The sequence below is a fragment of the Streptacidiphilus monticola genome, from assembly GCF_042658505.1.
GTDB classification, from domain to species: Bacteria; Actinomycetota; Actinomycetes; order Streptomycetales; family Streptomycetaceae; genus Streptacidiphilus; species Streptacidiphilus monticola.
In genome coordinates, this window is the sequence record NZ_JBHSQJ010000083.1 from 25,426 (window position 1) to 44,075 (window position 18,650).

Consider the following 18,650-nt stretch of genomic DNA (forward strand, 5'->3'; position numbering starts at 1 on the left):
TGACGGGGCGCCGCCGTTCCGGCGGTGGGCTCCGTCCCCCGGGCCGGGGCACTTCACCCGCACGCAACAACCACCGGGCAGGATCGGAGAGCTGAGTCGGCGTCAGGCCGCCGCAGCACGCCGGCCCCAGCGCCGTCCTGTCCCCGCACCGCCGAGTACAACGGAGATCCAGTGGCCCGCCACATATACGCCTGCCCCCTGCGCTGGTCCGACATGGACGCGTTCGGGCACGTCAACAATGTGAACTTCCTGCGGTACCTGGAAGAGGCCCGGATCGACTTCACCTTCACCAACGCCGGCGAGGCCGGGGAGAAGGCGTTCTCCGAGGGCTCGGTGGTGGCCCGTCACGAGATCGACTACCTGCGTCCCCTCGTCTACCGGCCGGAGCCGGTCGTCATCGAGACCTGGCTCACCAAGCTGGGCAACGCCTCCTTCACGGTGGCGTACGAGATCAAGGACGAGGACACCGTCTACGTCCGGGCCTCGACCGTCGTGGTGCCCTACGACCTGGCCTCGGCCCGGCCGCGACGGCTCACCGCGGGCGAGCGGGCCTTCCTCGCCCCCTACCTCGAGGTCGGAGAGCCGGTCGCGGCATGAGCACCGCCGTCCAGCCCCCGCTCCACCTCGCCGAGCCGCGCGAAGCCGCCGACCTGGCGGCCTTCTTGACGCGACTGCTGCGTTTCGACCGCGCCGCTGCCGTACGGCTGCAGAGCGCGCACGGGGTGCTGGCCGTCTTCGCCCGGCTGCCTCTGGGCGAGGCCGGGCCGATCGTGGTGCGGACGACGCCTCTGGCCGGTCCTGCGGAGGGGGCCCCGCTCGATCTGACGGCCGCCGCAGGCGAACTGCTGGATCTCGTGGGTGCGGCCGAGGTCGACGGCCTGCTCCGGCTGCCGACGGCGATCACGGGTCCGGCCTGGGCCGGGCTGCTGCCACCGCGCGGCGGCTGGCAGCGCATCGACGAGTTGGAGACGGGTCCGCTGGCCGCCGCCGTCCGGGCCGCGGTGGGCGAGTTCCGCCGGGCAGCCGAAGCGACCGCCGTCGACGAGAGGGCCGGCGAGCTCCAGCCGGCAGGCGGAGACGCGGTGGCGGAGGCGATCTGGTCCCGTCGGGTGCACCCCGCCGGACTGACCGTACGCGCACTGCACGCGGCACAGCTCGCCGGACTCCTGCACCAGTCCCGCACCGTGACGCTCCATCAGCATCCGTCCTGGCTGCGGCTGGCCGCGCCCCGTGGAGCGGTCATCGTCCGCCGCGCCCCGGCTCCGGGCCTCGGCCTGGGCCTGACGCCGCTGCGCTGACGTCATTGCAGTGACACCGCTGCGCTGACCTCACTGCAGTGACACCGCCGCACTCGCATCCCTGTGCTGAGGCCGCTGCGTTGACGTCGCCGCGGACGAGGACGGTGACGGCCCCGCGGGCCGACCGGAGTTGTCAGTGCCGTGCGGCACGATGCCGGGCAACAGGTGAAGACTCTGCCCGCCTTGCCGGGCGTCTCATGGGCGGGTGGGTGCCATGAAACTCCGAATCGAACGCGACGACTTCGCGCAGGCGGTGGAGTGGTGCGCGCACGCCCTGCCGCACCGCTCCCCGGTCCCCGCGCTGGGCGGCCTGCTGCTGACGGCCGATCCGGACGAGCAGGTGCTGACGGTGGCGGGCTTCGACTACGAGGTGTCCGCACGCTTCGAGGCACGGGCCGAGGTGCTCACCGCAGGAGAGGTGCTGGTGCCGGGGCGGCTGCTGGCGGACCTCGCCCGCTCGCTGCCGGACCACCCGGTCGAGGTGAGCACGGAGCCTGGTGACGGCGAGGACGTCCAGGTGCTCTGCGGACCGGTGCAGTTCGCGCTGCCCGCGATCCCCCGCGAGGACTATCCGCGCCTTCCCGAACTCCCGCCCGTGCTGGGCACGGTGGACGGGCCGGCCTTCGCGGAAGCCGTCGCGCAGGTCGCCGTCGTCGCCGGGCGCGACGAGGCGCTGCCCTTCCTGACGGGTGTGCGCATCGAGCTGGCGGGGGACGTGCTGCGTCTCGTCGCGACGGACCGGTACCGGCTCGCCGTCCGCGAACTGGCGTGGGAGCCCACCGCGGAGGTGCCTGCGCCGGAGGCGGTGGCGCTGGTCCCCGCCAAGAGTCTCTACGAGTTGGCACGGTCGTTGCAGAAGGGCGAACGGATCGCGCTCGCGCTGACGCCGGATGCCGCTGCGGCGGCCCCGGCGGCGGCCGGCAACGGCCTGATCGGCTTCCGGGCGGGCGCGCGGCAGGCGACCACGCGGTTGCTGGCCGGGGAGTTCATCACCTACCAGCGGATCTTCCCGGCCGCCTACGCGGGCGAGGCCGTCGTCGGGCGACAGGCGCTGCTCGACGCGGTGAAACGGATCTCCCTGGTGGCTGAACGGCACCTGCCGGTCCTGCTCGCGCTGGACCCGGACCGGCTGGTCGTCCGGGCGGGCGCGGGCGGCGAGGCGCGCGGCCGAGAGGAGTTGCCCGCGCGGTATTCCGGCGCGCCCGTGGTCCTGGCGGCCAACGCGGCATACCTGACGGAGGGGTTGACGGTGCTGGGTACGCCGTACGCCCGGCTGGGCTTCACGACCCCGACGAAGCCCGCCGTGCTGACGCCCTGTCAGGCCCCGGAGGAGTCCGTCGAGTCCGGCGGCGATGCCGGGTCCTCGGCGCCGTACCGGTACCTCTTCATGCCCCAGCGGAGTACAGGCCGGGCGTAGCGCCGGATCCCGTCCCGGCAGGCGCGCCACGGGCGCGTGCACCGGCCCGCGTGCACCGGCCCGCCTGTCGGTCCCGACGGCGACCGCCACGCTCGGGGCTTCCGTGTGGATCCGCCGGTCACCGGACGCGTCGTCGTTGCCCCGCTCTGCTCTGCGCGCGAACGCCTCGGTCCTGCCTGCCTGGTGCGCGGCCCCCAGCAGTCGCGGGCCGGAGGAGCAAGCCCCGGGCTGACGCCTCGGTCCCCGCATCCGGCATCCGCCCCCGGCGGCGGAGCCGCCCTCGGCCGGAGTGTCAGTGCCCGGTGATACGTTCGCTGAGCAGGAAGGACAGATGCCGAGAACCCCACGAGCGCCCCGTCGGACACCCCGGCTGAGGGCAGCACGGGTCGTGACGGACGAAAGGCCGGGCAGTGGCACAGCGGATGGCCGTGGTGCCGGAGCAGGACGGGCCGGGTGGGCGGATGCTGCCGCTCAGCGAGGACGGCAGCCCGGCCGGGCCGGTCGAGCGCGCGCCCGATCTCGCGGCGGCCATGGCCCGGTACGAGGCGGAGCGGGCTCCCCGCTGGGTCTGGGCGGCCACGGACGAGGTGTATCCGCGCCTGCTCCCCCGGCTGCCGGAGGGCCGGCTGGCCCGGTGCCACGACGTCAAGCTGGTCGAGCCACTGCTCCTCGCGCACGAGGACCAGTGGGGTGCGCCCCGCTCGCTCGGCGCGGCCTGGGCGCGGCTGCGGGGGCTCCCCGTGCCGGAGGATCTGCCCCTCGGGCTGGCCGACGGCGAACTCCACGACCAGGACGCCCTGTTCGCCCCGGACCGCAGTCGGCTGTCGCCGGGCACGGATCCGCTGGAGGCGCTGGTCGCGGTCCATGCCGAGCAGCAGCGGCAACTGGCCGCGCTGCCGGAGGCAGACCGGCACGGCCTGCGCCTGCTCTGCGCCGCCGAGTCCGCGGGCGGACTCCTCGCCGCGGAGATGACCTACGACGGCCTGCCGTGGAGTGCCGAGGTGCACGACGCCCTGCTGGTGGACCTGCTCGGCCCGCGCCCTGCCGGGGGCGGGCGTCCGCCCAAGCTGGCGGCGCTCGCGCTGGAGCTCCAACAGGCCCTCGGCGGACGCCCGTTCAATCCGGACTCGCCGGGCCAGGTGCTCCGGGCCTTCGCCGAGCAGGGCGTGCACCTGCCGTCCACCCGCAACTACCTGCTGCGGCAGGTGGACCATCCGGCCGCGCCCCTGCTGCTGCGCTACAAGGAGCTGGCCCGGATCCACGCCGCCCACGGCTGGTCCTGGCGCGAGGCCTGGGCCCGGGACGGGCGGTTCCGGCCCGAGTACGTCGTGGGCGGGGTGGTCTCCGGGCGCTGGGCGAGCCGGGGCGGCGGGGCCCTGCAGATCCCGCGCATCCTGCGCGGGGCGGTGGTGGCGGACCCGGGCTGGCGTCTGGTCGTCGCGGACGCGGGCCAGTTGGAGCCGCGGGTGCTCGCGGCGATGTCCGGGGACCCGGGGCTGATCCGCGCCGGTGCGGCGGGCGACCTCTATGCCGGCCTGGCCGCGGACGCCTTCGGCGGCGACCGGGCCCGGGCCAAGCTCGGCCTGCTCGGGGCGATGTACGGTCAGACGACCGGTGAGACCGGGCAGTTGGTGGCGGTGCTGCGACGACGCTTCCCGCAGGCGATGGGGCTGGTCGAAGCGGCGGCCCGGACCGGCGAGTCGGGTGGGCAGGTCCGCTCGCGGCTGGGCCGGGTCTCCCCTCCCCCGTCGCTCGGCTGGGACGAACGTCTCACCGCCGAGGGCGGCGGCGCGGACGCGCGCAGCCGGGGGCGGTTCACCCGCAACTTCGTGATCCAGGGAAGCGCGGCGGACTGGGCTCTCGCCCTGGTGGCCGCGCTGCGTCGGCGGCTCGCCGAGTTGCCGACCGCGGTGCCGGGCGACCGGCCGCGGCTGGTCTTCTTCCAGCACGACGAAGTCATCGTGCACACCCCGGCGCAGCTCGCCGACGCGGTGTGCGCGGCCGTCGCCGCCGCGGGAGACGAGGCCCGCCGCCTCGTCTTCGGTGACACTCCGGTCCACTTCCCGCTGGACACGCACGTCGTCGAGCGGTACGCGGACGCCAAGGGCGGCGCCGCGGAGGACGAGCACGAGCTCGAGGACGAGTAGCCCGCAGCCCCGCGGGCGTCAGGGGTCGATTCGCCCAGGGGGGACGGTGCCGGCCGGACCCCGCCGAAGGCACACGGCGGAACGCGACAACCCCTGGATGCGGCAAGGATGTTGGCCAGGCCCTCCGCACGACGGGCCGTTCAAGGCAGGCGCAGGCGGCCGTTCAAGGCAGGCGCAGCCGGGCTTCCTCACGGCGGAAGGCGCGTTCGCCCACTGTCAGGAACAGCAGGCGCAGGGCCAGCGGCAGGGTCCCGAGCACCCTCGCCCGCTCCGCTGACGAGGCGTCACGCAGGATCAGCCCCAACTCCGTGAAGAGCCGGTCCTGGGGAACGTGCCTGCGTGCGGCCGCCCCCACCGCGAGCCACTCGTCCGGGGACACCGAGGCCGGCACAAGAGGCAGCACCTCGGCCTCCTCCCGGTCCACCTGCGCCGCCACGCCGCGGGCCACCGCCTCCAACTGCGAGGCCAGAGGCTCGGGACAGGCCGCGGGCTGTGCCCGCCAGCGGGCCAGGGTGACCAGGGCGTCGTCCACCAGGACGTCCAACTCGACCCGGTGGCAGCCCATCCGCTCCCGCAGACCGACCGCCCCCGGCGTCCGGGCGACCAGCAGCGGCCACAGCACCTCCTCCTCCGCGCGGTGATGGTCGATCAGGCTGCGCAGCACGCACTCCACCCGGTCCGCGACCCGTCCGGCGCGGGACAGGTCCCCCGGCGGGACGCCGCGGACCAGCAACGGGGCCGTCGCGGACTCCCGCCGCAGCATCCGGTGCACGAGCACCGCGTCGTGCGTCATGTCCACCCCTGCTACATCCCCCGCGCCCGGCCCACGCATCCCCGAGGGTCGGGGCGCACGGGAGCAGTAACGGGGCACTGGGCACGTGTCCGGCGGCTTGTCCGGCCGCTGTGAGTGCGGCCCGGTGGGCGGTCCTGCGGATTGGCCGCCCCTGGGCGAGGCCGTGCGGATGGCCTGCGTCAGGTCGTCCGGCAGTTCAGCGGCCGGACAGCGATACGCTCAGGCATGGCCCTCGCCCGCACTGCTCTGCTCACCACCGCGCGCCTCATGCTGCAGGAGACGACGCCCGCCGAGGCCGCCGTCATCGCGGCGGGCGGGCGGAGCGTGTGGCACTGGACGGACGGAGTCCCCGGAGACGGGGTGCGCAGCCTCGCCGGGATCGTCGGCCGCGCCGACGACGTGGGGTGGTTCCTCCCGGGCTGGGGCCTTTACGTCGTCACTTCACGGGAGAGCGGTGAGGCGCTGGGCGCCGTCGGCTTCCACGGTCCGCCCGGCCCGGACGGCTGCGCGGAGTTGGGGTACGAGCTGGCGCCGTCGACCCGGGGCCGAGGTCTCGGGACCGAGGCCGTCGCGGCGATGTGCGCGGAGGTGCTCGGGCGGCCCGGCGTGCGGGGGCTGGTCGCCTGCACGGCCTGCGACAACACGGCGTCCCAACGGCTGCTGCTCCGCTGCGGTTTCGTCTCCGACGGAGCTGACGGCCCGTTGCTCCGCTTCCGCCTGACGCCTGCGGCGGCCGAGGCCGGCCAGTTGCCGTGACGGCGAGGGCGGCCACGCCGCGGCCGTGAAGGCCGCGCATCCGGCTGCGCCCTGAGCCGACGGCTGCCGGCAAGCGGGAGCGACAGCCCCGGCGGCCGGAGCAACAGCGCGCGACAGGCCGAAGCAACGGCCCCGGCAAGCGGGAGCGACAACCCGCCCGGCCGGGAGCAGCGACCGCCGCGCAAGCGGGAGCAACAACCCCCGCGACCGGGGTAGCGGCCGCCGCGCAAGCGAGAGCGACAACCCCCGCGACCGGGAGCAGCAACCGCGGCGCAAGCGGGAGCAACAACCCCCGCGACCGGAGCAACGGCCCCGACAGGAGGAAGCAGGACGTCCGCTTGCACGCCGCGTCCCGGCCCTGGCGGGCCCGACCCACTTCCCACCCAGCCCAGCCGTACCCACACGCTCTCCCTTCGGGGAGGCACCGCCGGGGCACTGCCCCGAACCCCCGCCCCAGCTCGGGGCTGGCCCACCCCCGGATAACGGTTCGACACCCCGTACTCCCCCTTGCGTAGGCTTGGGGCGCAATGGGTACCCCGCAGAGTTCCTCCGCCGAGTCAGCCGTCACCGCCGCTCCGAACGAGTCGACCGCCGCCCCCCGCCGTCCGCGCGGCCGGGGCCGCTCCGGCGCGCCCGGGCACCGGCCCTCCGGGCCGCCCGTCGCGGCGACGCCGGGTCTCGCCGAGCAGCTGGCCCGGCTTGACGGGCTGTCACTCCGCGACGCGGACAAGCTCGGTCGCCGCCTCGAAGGGCTGCGCAAGATCCGTGAGCCGGAGAAGCGCGCGAGCGTGCTGGCCGCGGTCACCGCCGACATCGACGCCGCCGAGCTGCGGCTGGCCGCACGCCGCGACTCGCTGCCGACGCCCACGTACCCGGAGAGCCTGCCGGTCTCGGCCCGTCGCGAGGACATCCTCGACGCCATCCGCGACCACCAGGTGGTGATCATCGCCGGTGAGACCGGCTCCGGCAAGACCACCCAGATCCCCAAGATGTGCCTCGAACTCGGGCGCGGCGTCCGGGGTCTGATCGGCCACACGCAGCCGCGCCGCATCGCCGCCCGCACCGTGGCCGAGCGCGTCGCCGAGGAGCTGGGCACCGAACTCGGCTCGACCGTCGGCTGGAAGGTCCGGTTCACCGACCAGGTCGGCCCGCAGACCGCCGTGAAGGTGATGACCGACGGCATCCTGCTCGCCGAGATCCAGAACGACCGGCAGCTGCGCCAGTACGACACGCTGATCATCGACGAGGCGCACGAGCGCAGCCTCAACATCGACTTCATCCTCGGCTATCTGAAGCAGCTGCTGCCCAAACGCCCCGACCTCAAGGTGGTCATCACCTCCGCGACGATCGACCCGGAGCGCTTCGCCCGCCACTTCGCGGACCCGCGCACCGGCGAGGACGCCCCGATCATCGAGGTCTCCGGCCGCACGTATCCGGTCGAGGTCCGCTACCGGCCGATCATCGACGACGCCGAGGCGGACGAGGACGGCGCGGACGCCGCCGACGTCGACCGGGACCGCGACCAGGTGCAGGCGATCTGCGACGCCGTGGACGAGCTGAGCCGGGAGGGCAGCGGCGACATCCTGGTCTTCCTGTCCGGCGAGCGCGAGATCCGCGACACCGCCGAGGCGCTGGAGCGCCAGAACCTGCGCCACACCGAGATCCTCCCGCTCTACGCCCGGCTGTCCTCCGCCGAGCAGCACCGGGTCTTCCAGCCGCACACCGGCCGCCGGATCGTGCTGGCCACCAACGTCGCCGAGACCTCGCTCACCGTTCCCGGCATCAAGTACGTGATCGATCCGGGCACCGCGCGCATCTCCCGGTACAGCCACCGCACGAAGGTGCAGCGGCTGCCGATCGAGGCGGTCTCGCAGGCCAGCGCGAACCAGCGCAAGGGCCGCTGCGGCCGCACCAGCGACGGCATCTGCATCCGGCTGTACTCGGAGGAGGACTTCGAGTCCCGGCCCGAGTTCACCGATCCGGAGATCCTGCGCACCAACCTGGCCTCCGTCATCCTGCAGATGACCGCCGCCGGGCTGGGCGACATCTCCGCCTTCCCGTTCATCGAGCCGCCGGACCGCCGCAACGTCAAGGACGGCGTGGACCTGCTCCAGGAGCTGCACGCCCTCGAGTACGACGCCGAGCGTCGGCGCAACCAACTGACGCCGATCGGGCGGAAGTTGGCGCAGCTCCCGGTGGACCCGCGCCTGGCCCGGATGGTGCTGGAGGCCGAGCGCAACGGCGTCGTGCGCGAGGTCATGGTGATCGCGGCGGCGCTGTCGATCCAGGACCCGCGCGAGCGCCCGGTGGAGAAGCGCGCCCACGCGGACCAGCTGCACGCCCGGTTCACCGACAAGACCTCGGACTTCCTCACCTACCTGAACCTGTGGCGCTATCTGAAGGAGCAGCAGAAGGCGCTCTCCTCCAGCCAGTTCCGCCGGATGTGCAAGGCCGAGTTCCTCAACTACCTGCGGATCCGCGAGTGGCAGGACATCGACGCCCAACTGCGGCAGGTCGCCAAGCAGTTGGACATCGACCTGGGCTCCGCCCATGGCGCCGACGAGGTGGACGGCGGCGCGGTGCACCGCTCGCTGCTGGCCGGCCTGCTCTCGCACGTCGGTGCCAAGGACCCGGAGAAGCAGGAGTACTTCGGCGCCCGCGGCGCCAAGTTCGCCGTGTTCCCCGGATCGGCGCTGTTCCGCAAAACGCCGGCCTGGGTGATGGCGGCGGAGCTGGTGGAGACGTCCCGGCTGTGGGCGCGGATCGCCGCCAAGGTCGAGCCGCAGTGGATCGAGGACCTGGCCCAGCACCTGGTCAAGCGCAGCTACAGCGAGCCGCACTGGGAGAAGGACCGCGGGCAGGTGATGGCCTTCGAGAAGGTCACCCTGTACGGGGTCACCCTGGTCGCGGGCCGGAAGGTCGGCTACGGCTCGATCGACCCGGAGGTGGCGCGCGAGCTGTTCATCCGCCGGGCCCTGGTCGAGGGCGACTGGCGCACGCACCACCGCTTCTTCCACGACAACCGCAAACTCCTGGACCAGGTCGAGGAGTTGGAGAACCGGGCGCGCCGCCGTGACATCCTCGTGGACGAGGAGACCCTGTTCGACTTCTACGACCAGCGGGTGGGCAAGGAGGTCGTCTCCGCCGCCCACTTCGACAGCTGGTGGAAGAAGGCGCACCGGTCCAAGCCCGACCTGCTGACCTTCACGCCCGACCTGCTCGTCAACGAGAAGGCCGAGGAGGTCACCCAGCGGGACTATCCGGACACCTGGCACCAGGGCGAGCTGGAGCTGCCGCTCACCTACCAGTTCGAGCCGGGAGCGGCGGCGGACGGCGTCACCGTGCACATTCCGCTGACGCTGCTGAACCAGGTCAAGCCGGTCGGCTTCGACTGGCAGATCCCGGGCCTGCGCGAGGAGTTGGTGACGGCGCTGCTGCGTTCGCTGCCGAAGGCGCTGCGCCGCAACTTCGTCCCCGCCCCGGACTACGCGCGCCGGCTGATGGAGTCGCTGCCCGGGCGGCCGGAGGAGGACTACGACAAGCCGCTGGTCGAGATCCTGGAGTGGGAGCTGCACCGGATGCGGGGCATCCCGGTCCCCCGCGACTCCTGGAACATCGACGCGGTGCCGGACCACCTGCGGATGACCTTCCGGGTCCACGACGAGCGCGGCCGCAAGCTGGCCGAGGCGAAGGACCTGGAGCGGCTGAAGCTGGAGCTCAAGTCCCGTACCCAGCAGGCGATCGCGAAGGCCGCGGGCGGCCTGGAGCGGAGCGGCCTGAAGGACTGGACGATCGGCGAGCTGCCGCACACCTTCGAGATGAAGCGCGGCGGCCAGACGGTCAAGGGCTTCCCCGCGCTGGTGGACGAGGGCGACTCGGTGGCCGTGCGGCTCCTTGACACCGCACACGAGCAGCGCAACGCGATGCGCGCGGGCACCCGGCGGCTGCTGCTGCTGACCGTCAACTCCCCGATCAACGCGATCCAGGCGCGGCTGGGCAACCGCGCGAAGCTGGCGCTGGCGGCCAACCCGCACGGCTCGACGGAGGCCCTCTGGGCGGACGTGCTGGCCGCGGCGGTGGAGAAGCTGGTGGCGGAGGCGGGCGGCCCGGCCTGGGACGAGGAGGCGTGGACTCGGCTCCGCGACCACGTCCGCGCGGAGCTGTACGACGCGACGGCCGACACGGTGGTCAAGACAGCGAACATCCTGGCAGTGCACCACCGGGTCCAGGAGCGGCTCAAAGGGATCGGCAACAGCCTGGCGCTGCTGACCGGACTGACGGACGTGCGGGCCCAGTTGGAGTCGCTGATCCACCCCGGTTTCGTCGCGGAGACGGGCTGGCGCCGCCTGCCGGACGTGCTGCGCTACCTCAAGGCGCTGGAGCGCCGGCTGGTGAAGCTGCCCGACGACCCTGTCCGGGACCGCGACCGGGTGGCGGCGGTGCTGCGCATGCAGGACGCCTACGCGGAACTGCTGGCCGAACTCCCTCCGGAACGGCGGGACGCCGAGGACGTCCTGCAGATCCGCTGGATGATCGAGGAACTGCGCGTCAGCCTGTGGGCGCAGCCGCTGGGCACGCCGTATCCGGTCTCGGAGCAGCGCATCCTGAAAGCGGTCGAGGCGGCGCGGTAGTTGCGCCTCCTCGGGGGCACCCCCCGGGGGGCGTGAGGGTCCCCACCCTTCGGGCGGGAGGTGGCCCCCGCGCGACCGGCCCACCCCCACGGCGGTCCGCCCCATTGAGCGGGTCGAACCTCCGCGAGTGGCGGGCCGGTCGCGCTGGGGGCACCTCCCGCCCGAAGGGCACCTCCCGCCCGAAGGGTGGATCCTCGCGCCCCTCGGGTCACCCCCGCTGCTGGAGGACCGGGAGGACGCGGGTGAGCATGCCGTAGAGGCTCGTGCGTTCCTCCGGGCTCAGGAGATCGAGGGCGCGCTGCGCGGCCTCCATGTCCTCGCGGACGGCGAGCAGCGCTTCCCGGCCCTCGTCCGTCGCGACGACGACCTTGACCCGGCGGTCCTGCGGGCTGGTCTCGCGACGCACCAGCCCGCGGCTCTCCAGGCGGTCGATGATGCCGGTCACGTTGGAGGCGTCGCAGACCAGCATGTCCGCGAGGCCGCGCATGGGCACCGGTTCGCGGACGATCGCGCCGAGCACCTTCGCCTGCACGGACGTCAGTCCGTGCCGCGCCGCCACGCTCGCGAAGTCCTGGTAGTACGCCGCGCCGATGGCGGCGAACACCTCCATCAAGGCCGCCTTGCTCGGTGCCGTCCCGGTCTTCGTCGTCCCGCTCATGCTTCGAGGATAACCTTGAGCACCTCAAGTGCCTCAGGCCCGGTGGCCGCCGCCCTCCCCTTCTCCCTCTCGTCGGGCGGTCGCCCAGCCCACGGCCATCAGCGCGGCGTCGTCCCGCAGCGGGCCGCCGGTCCAGCGCAGCAGGTCCGCGTGGACCGTCCGGACCAGGGTCTCCGGGGTGAACGCAGCGCCGAACCGGGCGACCCGCTCCGTCAGCGGATAGAACAGCGCCCGGTTCCGGCCCTTGCCCCGGGCCTCGACGACGCCGTCCGTGCAGAGGACGAGCAGGTCGTCCTCGGCGAGGGCCGCCGTCCACACCTTGGGGCCGCCCTCGGCCAGCCCGGCCAGGCCCAGCGGGACCCACGGGTCGGGAGGGTCGAGTTCCCGGACCTTGCCGTCCGGGCCGAGCCGGAGTGCCGCGACGTGGCCGCAGTGGACGAAGCGCACCTCACCGGGCGCGCGGAACTCGACCAGCAGCGCGGTGACGAACTCGCCCTCCTCGGCGTGCCGGACCGTGCTGCGGTCGAGCCGGGCGGCGACGGCGGCCAGGTCCTCCTCGTCGTAGGCGGCCTCGCGGAAGGCGCCCAGGACCGCGCCCGCGGTGCGGACGGCGGGCAGGCCCTTGCCGCGGACGTCGCCGATGATCACGCGGGTGCCGAACGGGGTCTCCAGCACGGAGTAGAGGTCCCCGCCGATCTGCGCGGCCTCCGCCGCCGAGACGTAGCGCACCGCCACCCGGACGCAGCCGACGACCGGTTCGGGCGGCCGCAGCAGCGCGAGCTGCGCCGCCTCCGCCACCGTGCTCACGGCGACGAGTTGACGGGCCCTCAGGATCCGCAGGTGGGAGATGAGCGTAGCGGCCAGGGCCAGGGCGCCGTAGCCGATCAGGGTGCCGTAGTAGAGGCGCAGGTCGTTGGTCTCCTGCAGCCCGTCGTAGCGGGTGAGCACCACCAGCAGCAGCATCCCGAGGGAGCCCGCGAGCAGCACCTCCAGTGGGTAGAGCAGCAGCGCCGCCAGCGGCGGGACGAGGAAGACCAGCGGCGCCAGATAGGTGTCCCGGCCGCCGACCAGGTCCAGCACCGCGACGACGGCCATGACGCCGAGGATCGGCAGGAAGCGTACCCAGAAGCGGGCGTCCAGCAGTGTCGAGACGTTCTGCGGGCGCGACGGCGCGAGCGGGGGCGTGTCCCCCGGGTTGCGCGTCGGCCTGCGGTTGATCACATGCGCGAATCTATCCGAACCCGCTGACCCCTGGCATGCCGTCCGGATGGGACCGCAAATCAGGGCATACCGGCGCCAGCTGACCCAAGATGAGCGGGAAGCCGATGCCGAGGAGGTCGAGTGTTCTCGCCGGGCAAGCCGCCCCCGGGCGCCGTGGCCCCGCCGCGGCGCAGTGCCTACTGGCGCAGCTGGTTCCTGATCGGGCTGCTGCTGTGGCTGGCCTCGGTCGGGGTGACCTACTGGACCGGCAACACCTACCTGCTGCCGACCGTGGTGCTGCTGGGCAGCTTCCTGGTGCCGAGCTCCTTCGTGATCTGGGCGCACGAACGCTACGCCGCGGACATCGGCGACGACCACATCGTCGCCTGCTTCGCCGTGGGCGGGGTGATCGGGGTGCTGGGCGCCTCGGTGCTGGAGTACTACCTGCTGGCCCACGCCAACGTCGGCCTGTACGCGGGCATCGGCCTGATCGAGGAGGCGGTCAAGCTCGGTGCGCTGGCGCTGCTGAGCCGGAACCTGCCGAACTACAGCATGCGCGTCGGCATGGTGCTCGGCGCCGCGGTCGGCCACGGCTTCGCCGCCTTCGAGAGCGCGGGCTACGCGTTCAACGCCGTGGTCACCGAGCACAGCCTCTCGCTCCGGGAGGTGGTCTCCACCGAGGTGCTGCGCGGGGTGCTCGCGCCGATCGGCCACGGGCTGTGGACCTCGATCCTGGGCGCGGTGCTGTTCAGCACCCGGCGCGACGGCCGGTTCCGCTTCACCTGGACGCTGCTCTGGTCCTACCTCGGCGTCTCGGCGCTGCATGCCTTCTGGGACAGCACCCACGGCCTGGCGGTCTGGATCACCGGGCGGCTCACCGTGCCGGACTGGTCCTACGGCCTGTTCGACCGCGGCTACATCCAGGACCCGACGCACCGTCAGGTCGAGCTGCAGACCTTCTTCTCCTGGGCCGGACTGGCCCTGTGCGGGGTCGTCGGACTGCTGTGGCTGTGGTGGCTGGCGCGGCGCTCGCGGCGCTATTCCCCTGGCTGACGGTGGCTCATGTCACTTCCGTCAAGGGCTACCTACGGTGGCGTAGGTCACTTGACATGGTGAACCATCTTGCCCATGCCTGACGAAACGGAGATCCCCCAGCCTGCGACCCTGCTCCCCTTCCGCTCCTACGTGGCGCTCGGCGACAGCTTCACCGAGGGCCTCAACGACCCCGGCCCGGACGGCGGTTACGCCGGATGGGCCGACCGGCTGGCCCGGCTGCTCGCCGAGGGCCGCCCGAAGCTGGACTCCGGGCACTACGACTTCCGCTACGCCAACCTCGCGGTCCGCGGGCGGCTGCTCGACCAGATCGTGGCGGAGCAGGTCCCGCAGGTGCGCCGGATGGAGCCGGACCTGGTGAGCTTCTGCGCGGGCGGCAACGACATCATCCGTCCCGGCAGCGACCCCGACCTGGTGGCCGAGCGGTTCGAGGCCGCGGCGGTGCGGCTGCGCGAGAGCGCGGGCCGGGTGCTGATCTTCACAGGCTTCGACACCCGGGACACCCCGGTGCTCAAGCACCTGCGCGGGAAGATCGCGACCTACAACGCGCACCTGCGCGCGATCGCGGACCGCAACGACCTGGCGGTGGCCGACGCGTGGGCGCTGCGGTCGGTGCGCGACCGGCGCGCCTGGAGCGAGGACCGGCTGCACCTGGCCCCCGAGGGCCACCAGCGGATCGCCCTGCTGGCGGCCCGCGCGCTGGGCGTGCGGACGGCCGAGGACCCCGAGGCGCCGTGGCCTCCGGCTGCCGTGCTGAGCGCGACCGAGGCGGCTCGGGAGAACCTGCAGTGGGCTCGCGAGTACCTGGTCCCCTGGGTCGGCCGCCGGCTCCGCGGCGAGTCCTCGGGCGACCACGTCGAACCCAAGCGCCCGGACCTGGCGCCGCTGTAGCCCGCCACCGCGGGCGGGTGGCGGGGCGCGCCCCGACGGGCCCCTCGCCCGGGTGGTTCCGGCGCGGTTGCCGCGCCCCTTGCCGGGCGACGGTGCCGACTGTGGGTACCGTGGCCTGGTCAGTCCGTCCGGCCTTCCCCCCAACCAGGAGCAGCACGATGAGCACCACCGTCTTCAACGTCACCGGCATGTCCTGCGGCCACTGCGAGAAGTCCGTGTCCGAGGAGCTCGCCGCCCTCCCCGGCGTCACCGGGGTGTCCGCGGACGCCAAGGCCGGGCTGGTGACCGTGGAGTCTGCCGGGCCGCTCGACGACGAGGCCGTCCGCGCCGCCGTCGACGAGGCCGGCTACGAGCTCGTCGGCCGCGCCGGCTGAGATGGCCGCCGTCCGCGTCGAGCTGGAGATCGGGGGCATGACCTGTGCCGCCTGCGCGGCGCGGATCGAGAAGAAGCTGAACCGGATGGACGGCGTCGCCGCCAGCGTCAACTTCGTCACCGAGAAGGCCAGCATCGAGGCCGCTCCCGGCGTCGCCGTCGCGGACCTCATCGCCACCGTCGAGCGCACCGGCTACACCGCGCGCGAACCCGCGCCTCCGCAGCCCGAGGCGGAGGCGGCGGAGCGTGACGAGGCGTCAGCCCTGCGACGGCGCCTGCTCGTCACGCTGGTGTGCGCGGCACCGGTGGTCGTGCTGTCGATGGTCCCGGCCCTGCAGTTCCGCGGCTGGCAGTGGCTCGCCTTCGCGCTGACCTGTCCGGTCGTCGCCTACGGCGGGTGGCCGTTCCACCGGGCCGCGTTCACCAACCTGCGGCACGGCGCGGCCACCATGGACACCCTCGTCTCGCTCGGCACCCTGGCCGCCTTCGGCTGGTCGGCGTGGGCGCTGTTCCTCGGCACGGCCGGGATGCCCGGCATGCGGCACTCCTTCGCGTTCTCCCTCTCCCCTGCCGACGACCCGTCCTCCGCGCTGTACCTGGAGACGGCCGCCGGCGTCACGGCCTTCCTGCTGCTGGGCCGCTACCTGGAGGCCCGCGCCCGCCGACGGGCCGGGGACGCCCTGCGCGCCCTGCTGGAGCTGGGGGCGCGGGACGTCACGGTGCTGCGCGGGGAGCGCGAGTTCCGGCTGCCCGTGGGCGAGTTGGCGGTCGGCGACCGCTTCGTGGTGCGTCCCGGGGAGAGGATCGCGACGGACGGGGTGGTCGAGGAGGGCGACTCGGCGGTCGACACGGCCCTGCTGACCGGCGAGTCGGTGCCGGTGGAAGTCGGTCCGGGCTCGTCGGTGACCGGAGCCACCGTCAACTGCGGCGGCCGACTGGTGGTACGCGCCACCGGCGTCGGCGCCGACACCCAACTCGCGCGCATGGCCGCCTTGGTGGAGCAGGCGCAGCAGGGCAAGGCAGCCGTCCAGCGGCTCGCGGACCGGGTGTCGGCGGTCTTCGTCCCGGTGGTGCTGCTGATCGCGGTGGCCACGCTCGCCGCCTGGCTGGCCGTGGACGGCGGCGCGACCCGGGCCTTCACGGCGGCGGTCGCCGTGCTGATCGTCGCCTGCCCCTGCGCACTGGGACTGGCCACGCCGACGGCGCTGATGGTCGGCACCGGTCGTGGCGCGCAACTGGGCATCCTCATCCGCGGGCCGGAGGTGCTGGAGTCCACCCGTGCCGTGGACACGGTGGTGCTGGACAAGACCGGCACGGTGACGACGGGCCGGATGGCCCTGGTCGCCGTCCGCCCGGTGCCCGGCCAGGACGCGGACGAGGCGCTGCGCCTCGCCGCGGCCGTGGAGCACGCCTCGTCCCACCCGGTGGCCCTTGCGGTCGCGGCAGCTGCCCCGGCGCCGCTGCCGGGCGTCGAGGACGTGCGGGAGGTGCCGGGGCAGGGGGTGGCGGCCGTCGTGGAGGGACGGCAGGTCGTCGTCGGCCGCCCGTCGTTCCTGGCGGGCCGGGGGCTCGAGCTGCCGCGGGCGCTTCCGGAGCCTGCGGACGGACACACTCCGGTCCTGGTCGGCTGGGAGGGCGAGGCCCGTGCCCTGCTGGAGGTCGCGGACATGCCCCGGGAGACAAGCGCGGAGGCGATCCGCGCGCTGCGAAGTCTTGGACTGACGCCCCTGTTGCTGACGGGCGATCAGTGGTCCGTGGCGGAGGCGGTGGCGGCCCAGGTGGGCATCGACGAGGTGGTCGCCGAGGTGCTGCCGGAGGAGAAGGCGACGGTCGTCGCCAAGCTGCAGGCGGAGGGCCGGGTCGTGGCCATGGTCGGCGACGGCGTGAACGACGCCGCCGCACTGGCCATGGCGGATCTGGGCCTGGCCATGTCCACGGGCACGGACGCGGCGATGGCCGCCGCGGACCTCACCCTGGTCGGCGGGGACCTGCGCGCGGCGGCGACGGCGGTCCGCCTGTCCCGGAGGACCCTGGCCACGATCAAGGGAAACCTCTTCTGGGCCTTCGGCTACAACGCCGCGGCGGTTCCCCTGGCCGCGGCGGGGCTGCTCAATCCCATGCTCGCCGGTGCGGCGATGGCCTTCTCGTCGGTCTTCGTCGTCACCAACAGCCTGCGCCTGCGGCGCTTCGCGCCGTAAGGGGCGCGAGGATCCCCCGCCCTTCGGGCGGGAGGTGCCCCCAGCGCGAGCAACCCACCACCCGGGGAGGTTCGTCCCGCAGATGGGGCCGGACCTCCCCGAGTGGTGGCTTGGTCGCGCTGGGGGCANGGGGGCACTCACCTGCCGAGGATCTCGCCGCCGTTGACGTGGAGGATCTCGCCGGTGATGTAGCCGGCCTCCGGGGAGGAGAGGAAGAAGACCGCCGAGGCCACGTCGTCCGGCTCGCCCACGCGGCCGACCAGCGTGCGGCCGGCCCGCCGCACCAGCTCGCTCTCGTTCAGGCGGTCTCCGAAGAACTCCGTCCCCGCCACCGTCCCCGGGGCCACGATGTTGGCGGTGATCCCGGACGGTCCGAGCTGCGCAGCAAGAAAGTGGTTCCAGGCGTGCAGCGCGGCTTTTGACGCCCCGTAGGATCCCGCGCCGCGGATCGCCGCGATGGACGAGACGGTCACGACGCGTCCCTGACCCGTCGTCAGGCGGTCCCGCACGGTCTCCGTCAGCAGCACCGCCGTCAGCACGTTGCGCTCGAAGTCCCCGCGCCAGCGGGCGACCAGCGCGTGCGGGCCGGCGCCGGCCGCGACCTCGCGGCTGCCCGCGTTGTTGACCAACACGTCGATCCGCCGGGGCAGTTGGTCGACCAGGCCCTCCACCGCGTCCGGGTCGGCCAGGTCGCAGGGCAGCGGGCGGACCTTCGGGCCGAGCAACTCCGCTGCCTGCCGCAGCACTTCACGCCGCCGCCCGACGATCACGACGTCGTCGCCCGCGTCCGCGAAGCGGCGCGCCACCGCCAGACCGATGCCGGTGCCGCCACCGGTCACGACGACGTTCCTGCCCATCCGGCCGCCCTCTTCTCTCTTCTCTTCTGCTTCTGAGAAAGCCTCGCAATCCCTGGGCTGATTCCTACCATGCGCGGTTTGCGGCAGTTCGAGGCGGGTCGTCACCCACGGATGCGCGCACAGCCAGGCACACCAGGTGATGAGAGCGGTGTCACATGGCACGCCCGTAACTTCGCGGGGGTCGCCGTGTGTTAGAACTCGTGAGCCGGGGATGTGAACGAGCCCCGGTAGGCCCGGGATTCCGGCGGATCCCGGTGTTCGGCCGTCGTCGCTGGACGGCCGACGGCGCACGGCGCGGGTGTGGCAGCGGCAGGTTGAGCGGCCTCCGCCTTGCCCCCGCGCCGTGCGTGCAGCACCGCACCACCACGGCAGGGACGC

General features: G+C 73.5%; 14 protein-coding genes. 10 read left to right on the top strand and 4 right to left on the bottom strand.

Going from position 1 to position 18,650, the window contains the following annotated elements:
- Positions 1–171 precede the first annotated feature (171 nt).
- The 4 genes from ACFP3V_RS20125 (at position 172) to ACFP3V_RS20140 (ending at position 4,862) form a co-directional block, all read left to right on the top strand.
- Positions 172–597: an acyl-CoA thioesterase gene (locus ACFP3V_RS20125; protein ID WP_380585375.1), complete on the top strand. Its 426-nt coding sequence runs from the start codon at positions 172–174 to the stop codon at positions 595–597.
- Positions 594–1,298 (top strand): DUF8010 domain-containing protein, encoded by a 705-nt coding sequence (locus tag ACFP3V_RS20130; protein WP_380585377.1) that lies wholly within the window; start codon positions 594–596, stop codon positions 1,296–1,298. Before ACFP3V_RS20125 ends, ACFP3V_RS20130 begins: the two co-directional genes overlap by 4 nt.
- Before the next feature lie 214 nt (positions 1,299–1,512).
- Positions 1,513–2,715, top strand: coding sequence for a DNA polymerase III subunit beta (dnaN, locus tag ACFP3V_RS20135; RefSeq protein ID WP_380585378.1), 1,203 nt, complete (start codon positions 1,513–1,515; stop codon positions 2,713–2,715).
- Between the two features lie 422 nt (positions 2,716–3,137).
- Complete coding sequence (locus tag ACFP3V_RS20140; protein WP_380585538.1) at positions 3,138–4,862, top strand: bifunctional 3'-5' exonuclease/DNA polymerase; 1,725 nt, start codon at positions 3,138–3,140, stop codon at positions 4,860–4,862.
- Between the two features lie 163 nt (positions 4,863–5,025).
- Here the strand turns inward: ACFP3V_RS20140 and ACFP3V_RS20145 are convergent, their stop codons facing one another.
- The gene (locus ACFP3V_RS20145; RefSeq protein WP_380585380.1) at positions 5,026–5,655 is read right to left on the bottom strand and encodes a hemerythrin domain-containing protein; all 630 of its coding nucleotides are present in this window, start codon (positions 5,653–5,655) and stop codon (positions 5,026–5,028) included.
- 225 nt (positions 5,656–5,880) lie between these two features.
- Between ACFP3V_RS20145 and ACFP3V_RS20150 the strand changes: the two genes are divergently transcribed.
- Together ACFP3V_RS20150 and hrpA are read left to right on the top strand one after the other, a co-directional pair.
- Entirely contained in the window at positions 5,881–6,411 is a 531-nt protein-coding gene (locus tag ACFP3V_RS20150; RefSeq protein WP_380585382.1) for a GNAT family N-acetyltransferase, read from the top strand.
- Positions 6,412–6,938: 527 nt separating this feature from the next.
- On the top strand, positions 6,939–11,042 hold the full coding sequence (hrpA, locus tag ACFP3V_RS20155) for an ATP-dependent RNA helicase HrpA (protein WP_380585383.1): 4,104 nt from the start codon (positions 6,939–6,941) through the stop codon (positions 11,040–11,042).
- A gap of 208 nt (positions 11,043–11,250) precedes the next feature.
- Here hrpA and ACFP3V_RS20160 read toward each other — a convergent pair whose 3' ends face one another.
- A complete protein-coding gene (locus tag ACFP3V_RS20160) occupies positions 11,251–11,700 on the bottom strand; it encodes a MarR family winged helix-turn-helix transcriptional regulator (RefSeq protein ID WP_380585385.1) in 450 nt (149 codons plus the stop codon).
- 33 nt (positions 11,701–11,733) lie between these two features.
- A complete protein-coding gene (locus tag ACFP3V_RS20165; RefSeq protein WP_380585387.1) occupies positions 11,734–12,921 on the bottom strand; it encodes a PP2C family protein-serine/threonine phosphatase in 1,188 nt (395 codons plus the stop codon).
- A 120-nt stretch (positions 12,922–13,041) separates the two neighbouring features.
- On the opposite strand from ACFP3V_RS20165, the gene ACFP3V_RS20170 reads away from it, so the two are divergent.
- From ACFP3V_RS20170 to ACFP3V_RS20185, 4 genes are all read left to right on the top strand, one after another.
- Positions 13,042–13,953, top strand: a complete 912-nt coding sequence (locus ACFP3V_RS20170) for a PrsW family intramembrane metalloprotease (protein ID WP_380585389.1) — start codon at positions 13,042–13,044, stop codon at positions 13,951–13,953.
- A gap of 75 nt (positions 13,954–14,028) precedes the next feature.
- Complete coding sequence (locus tag ACFP3V_RS20175) at positions 14,029–14,844, top strand: SGNH/GDSL hydrolase family protein (protein ID WP_380585390.1); 816 nt, start codon at positions 14,029–14,031, stop codon at positions 14,842–14,844.
- A gap of 158 nt (positions 14,845–15,002) precedes the next feature.
- Entirely contained in the window at positions 15,003–15,218 is a 216-nt protein-coding gene (locus ACFP3V_RS20180; RefSeq protein ID WP_380585391.1) for a heavy-metal-associated domain-containing protein, read from the top strand.
- 1 nt (position 15,219) lies between these two features.
- Entirely contained in the window at positions 15,220–17,415 is a 2,196-nt protein-coding gene (locus ACFP3V_RS20185) for a heavy metal translocating P-type ATPase (RefSeq protein ID WP_380585393.1), read from the top strand.
- A gap of 137 nt (positions 17,416–17,552) precedes the next feature.
- On the opposite strand, the gene ACFP3V_RS20190 is transcribed toward ACFP3V_RS20185, so the two are convergent.
- Positions 17,553–18,272: an SDR family NAD(P)-dependent oxidoreductase gene (locus ACFP3V_RS20190; RefSeq protein ID WP_380585394.1), complete on the bottom strand. Its 720-nt coding sequence runs from the start codon at positions 18,270–18,272 to the stop codon at positions 17,553–17,555.
- Positions 18,273–18,650 lie beyond the last annotated feature (378 nt).

Coding starts and splice junctions, on each gene's coding strand:
- ACFP3V_RS20130 (WP_380585377.1), top strand. CDS start 594: ATGAGCACCGCCGTCCAGCCCCCGCTCCACCTCGCCGAGCCGCGCGAA.
- dnaN (WP_380585378.1), top strand. CDS start 1,513: ATGAAACTCCGAATCGAACGCGACGACTTCGCGCAGGCGGTGGAGTGG.
- ACFP3V_RS20140 (WP_380585538.1), top strand. CDS start 3,138: ATGGCCGTGGTGCCGGAGCAGGACGGGCCGGGTGGGCGGATGCTGCCG.
- ACFP3V_RS20145 (WP_380585380.1), bottom strand. CDS start 5,655: ATGACGCACGACGCGGTGCTCGTGCACCGGATGCTGCGGCGGGAGTCC.
- ACFP3V_RS20150 (WP_380585382.1), top strand. CDS start 5,881: ATGGCCCTCGCCCGCACTGCTCTGCTCACCACCGCGCGCCTCATGCTG.
- hrpA (WP_380585383.1), top strand. CDS start 6,939: ATGGGTACCCCGCAGAGTTCCTCCGCCGAGTCAGCCGTCACCGCCGCT.
- ACFP3V_RS20160 (WP_380585385.1), bottom strand. CDS start 11,700: ATGAGCGGGACGACGAAGACCGGGACGGCACCGAGCAAGGCGGCCTTG.
- ACFP3V_RS20175 (WP_380585390.1), top strand. CDS start 14,029: ATGCCTGACGAAACGGAGATCCCCCAGCCTGCGACCCTGCTCCCCTTC.
- ACFP3V_RS20180 (WP_380585391.1), top strand. CDS start 15,003: ATGAGCACCACCGTCTTCAACGTCACCGGCATGTCCTGCGGCCACTGC.
- ACFP3V_RS20185 (WP_380585393.1), top strand. CDS start 15,220: ATGGCCGCCGTCCGCGTCGAGCTGGAGATCGGGGGCATGACCTGTGCC.
- ACFP3V_RS20190 (WP_380585394.1), bottom strand. CDS start 18,272: ATGGGCAGGAACGTCGTCGTGACCGGTGGCGGCACCGGCATCGGTCTG.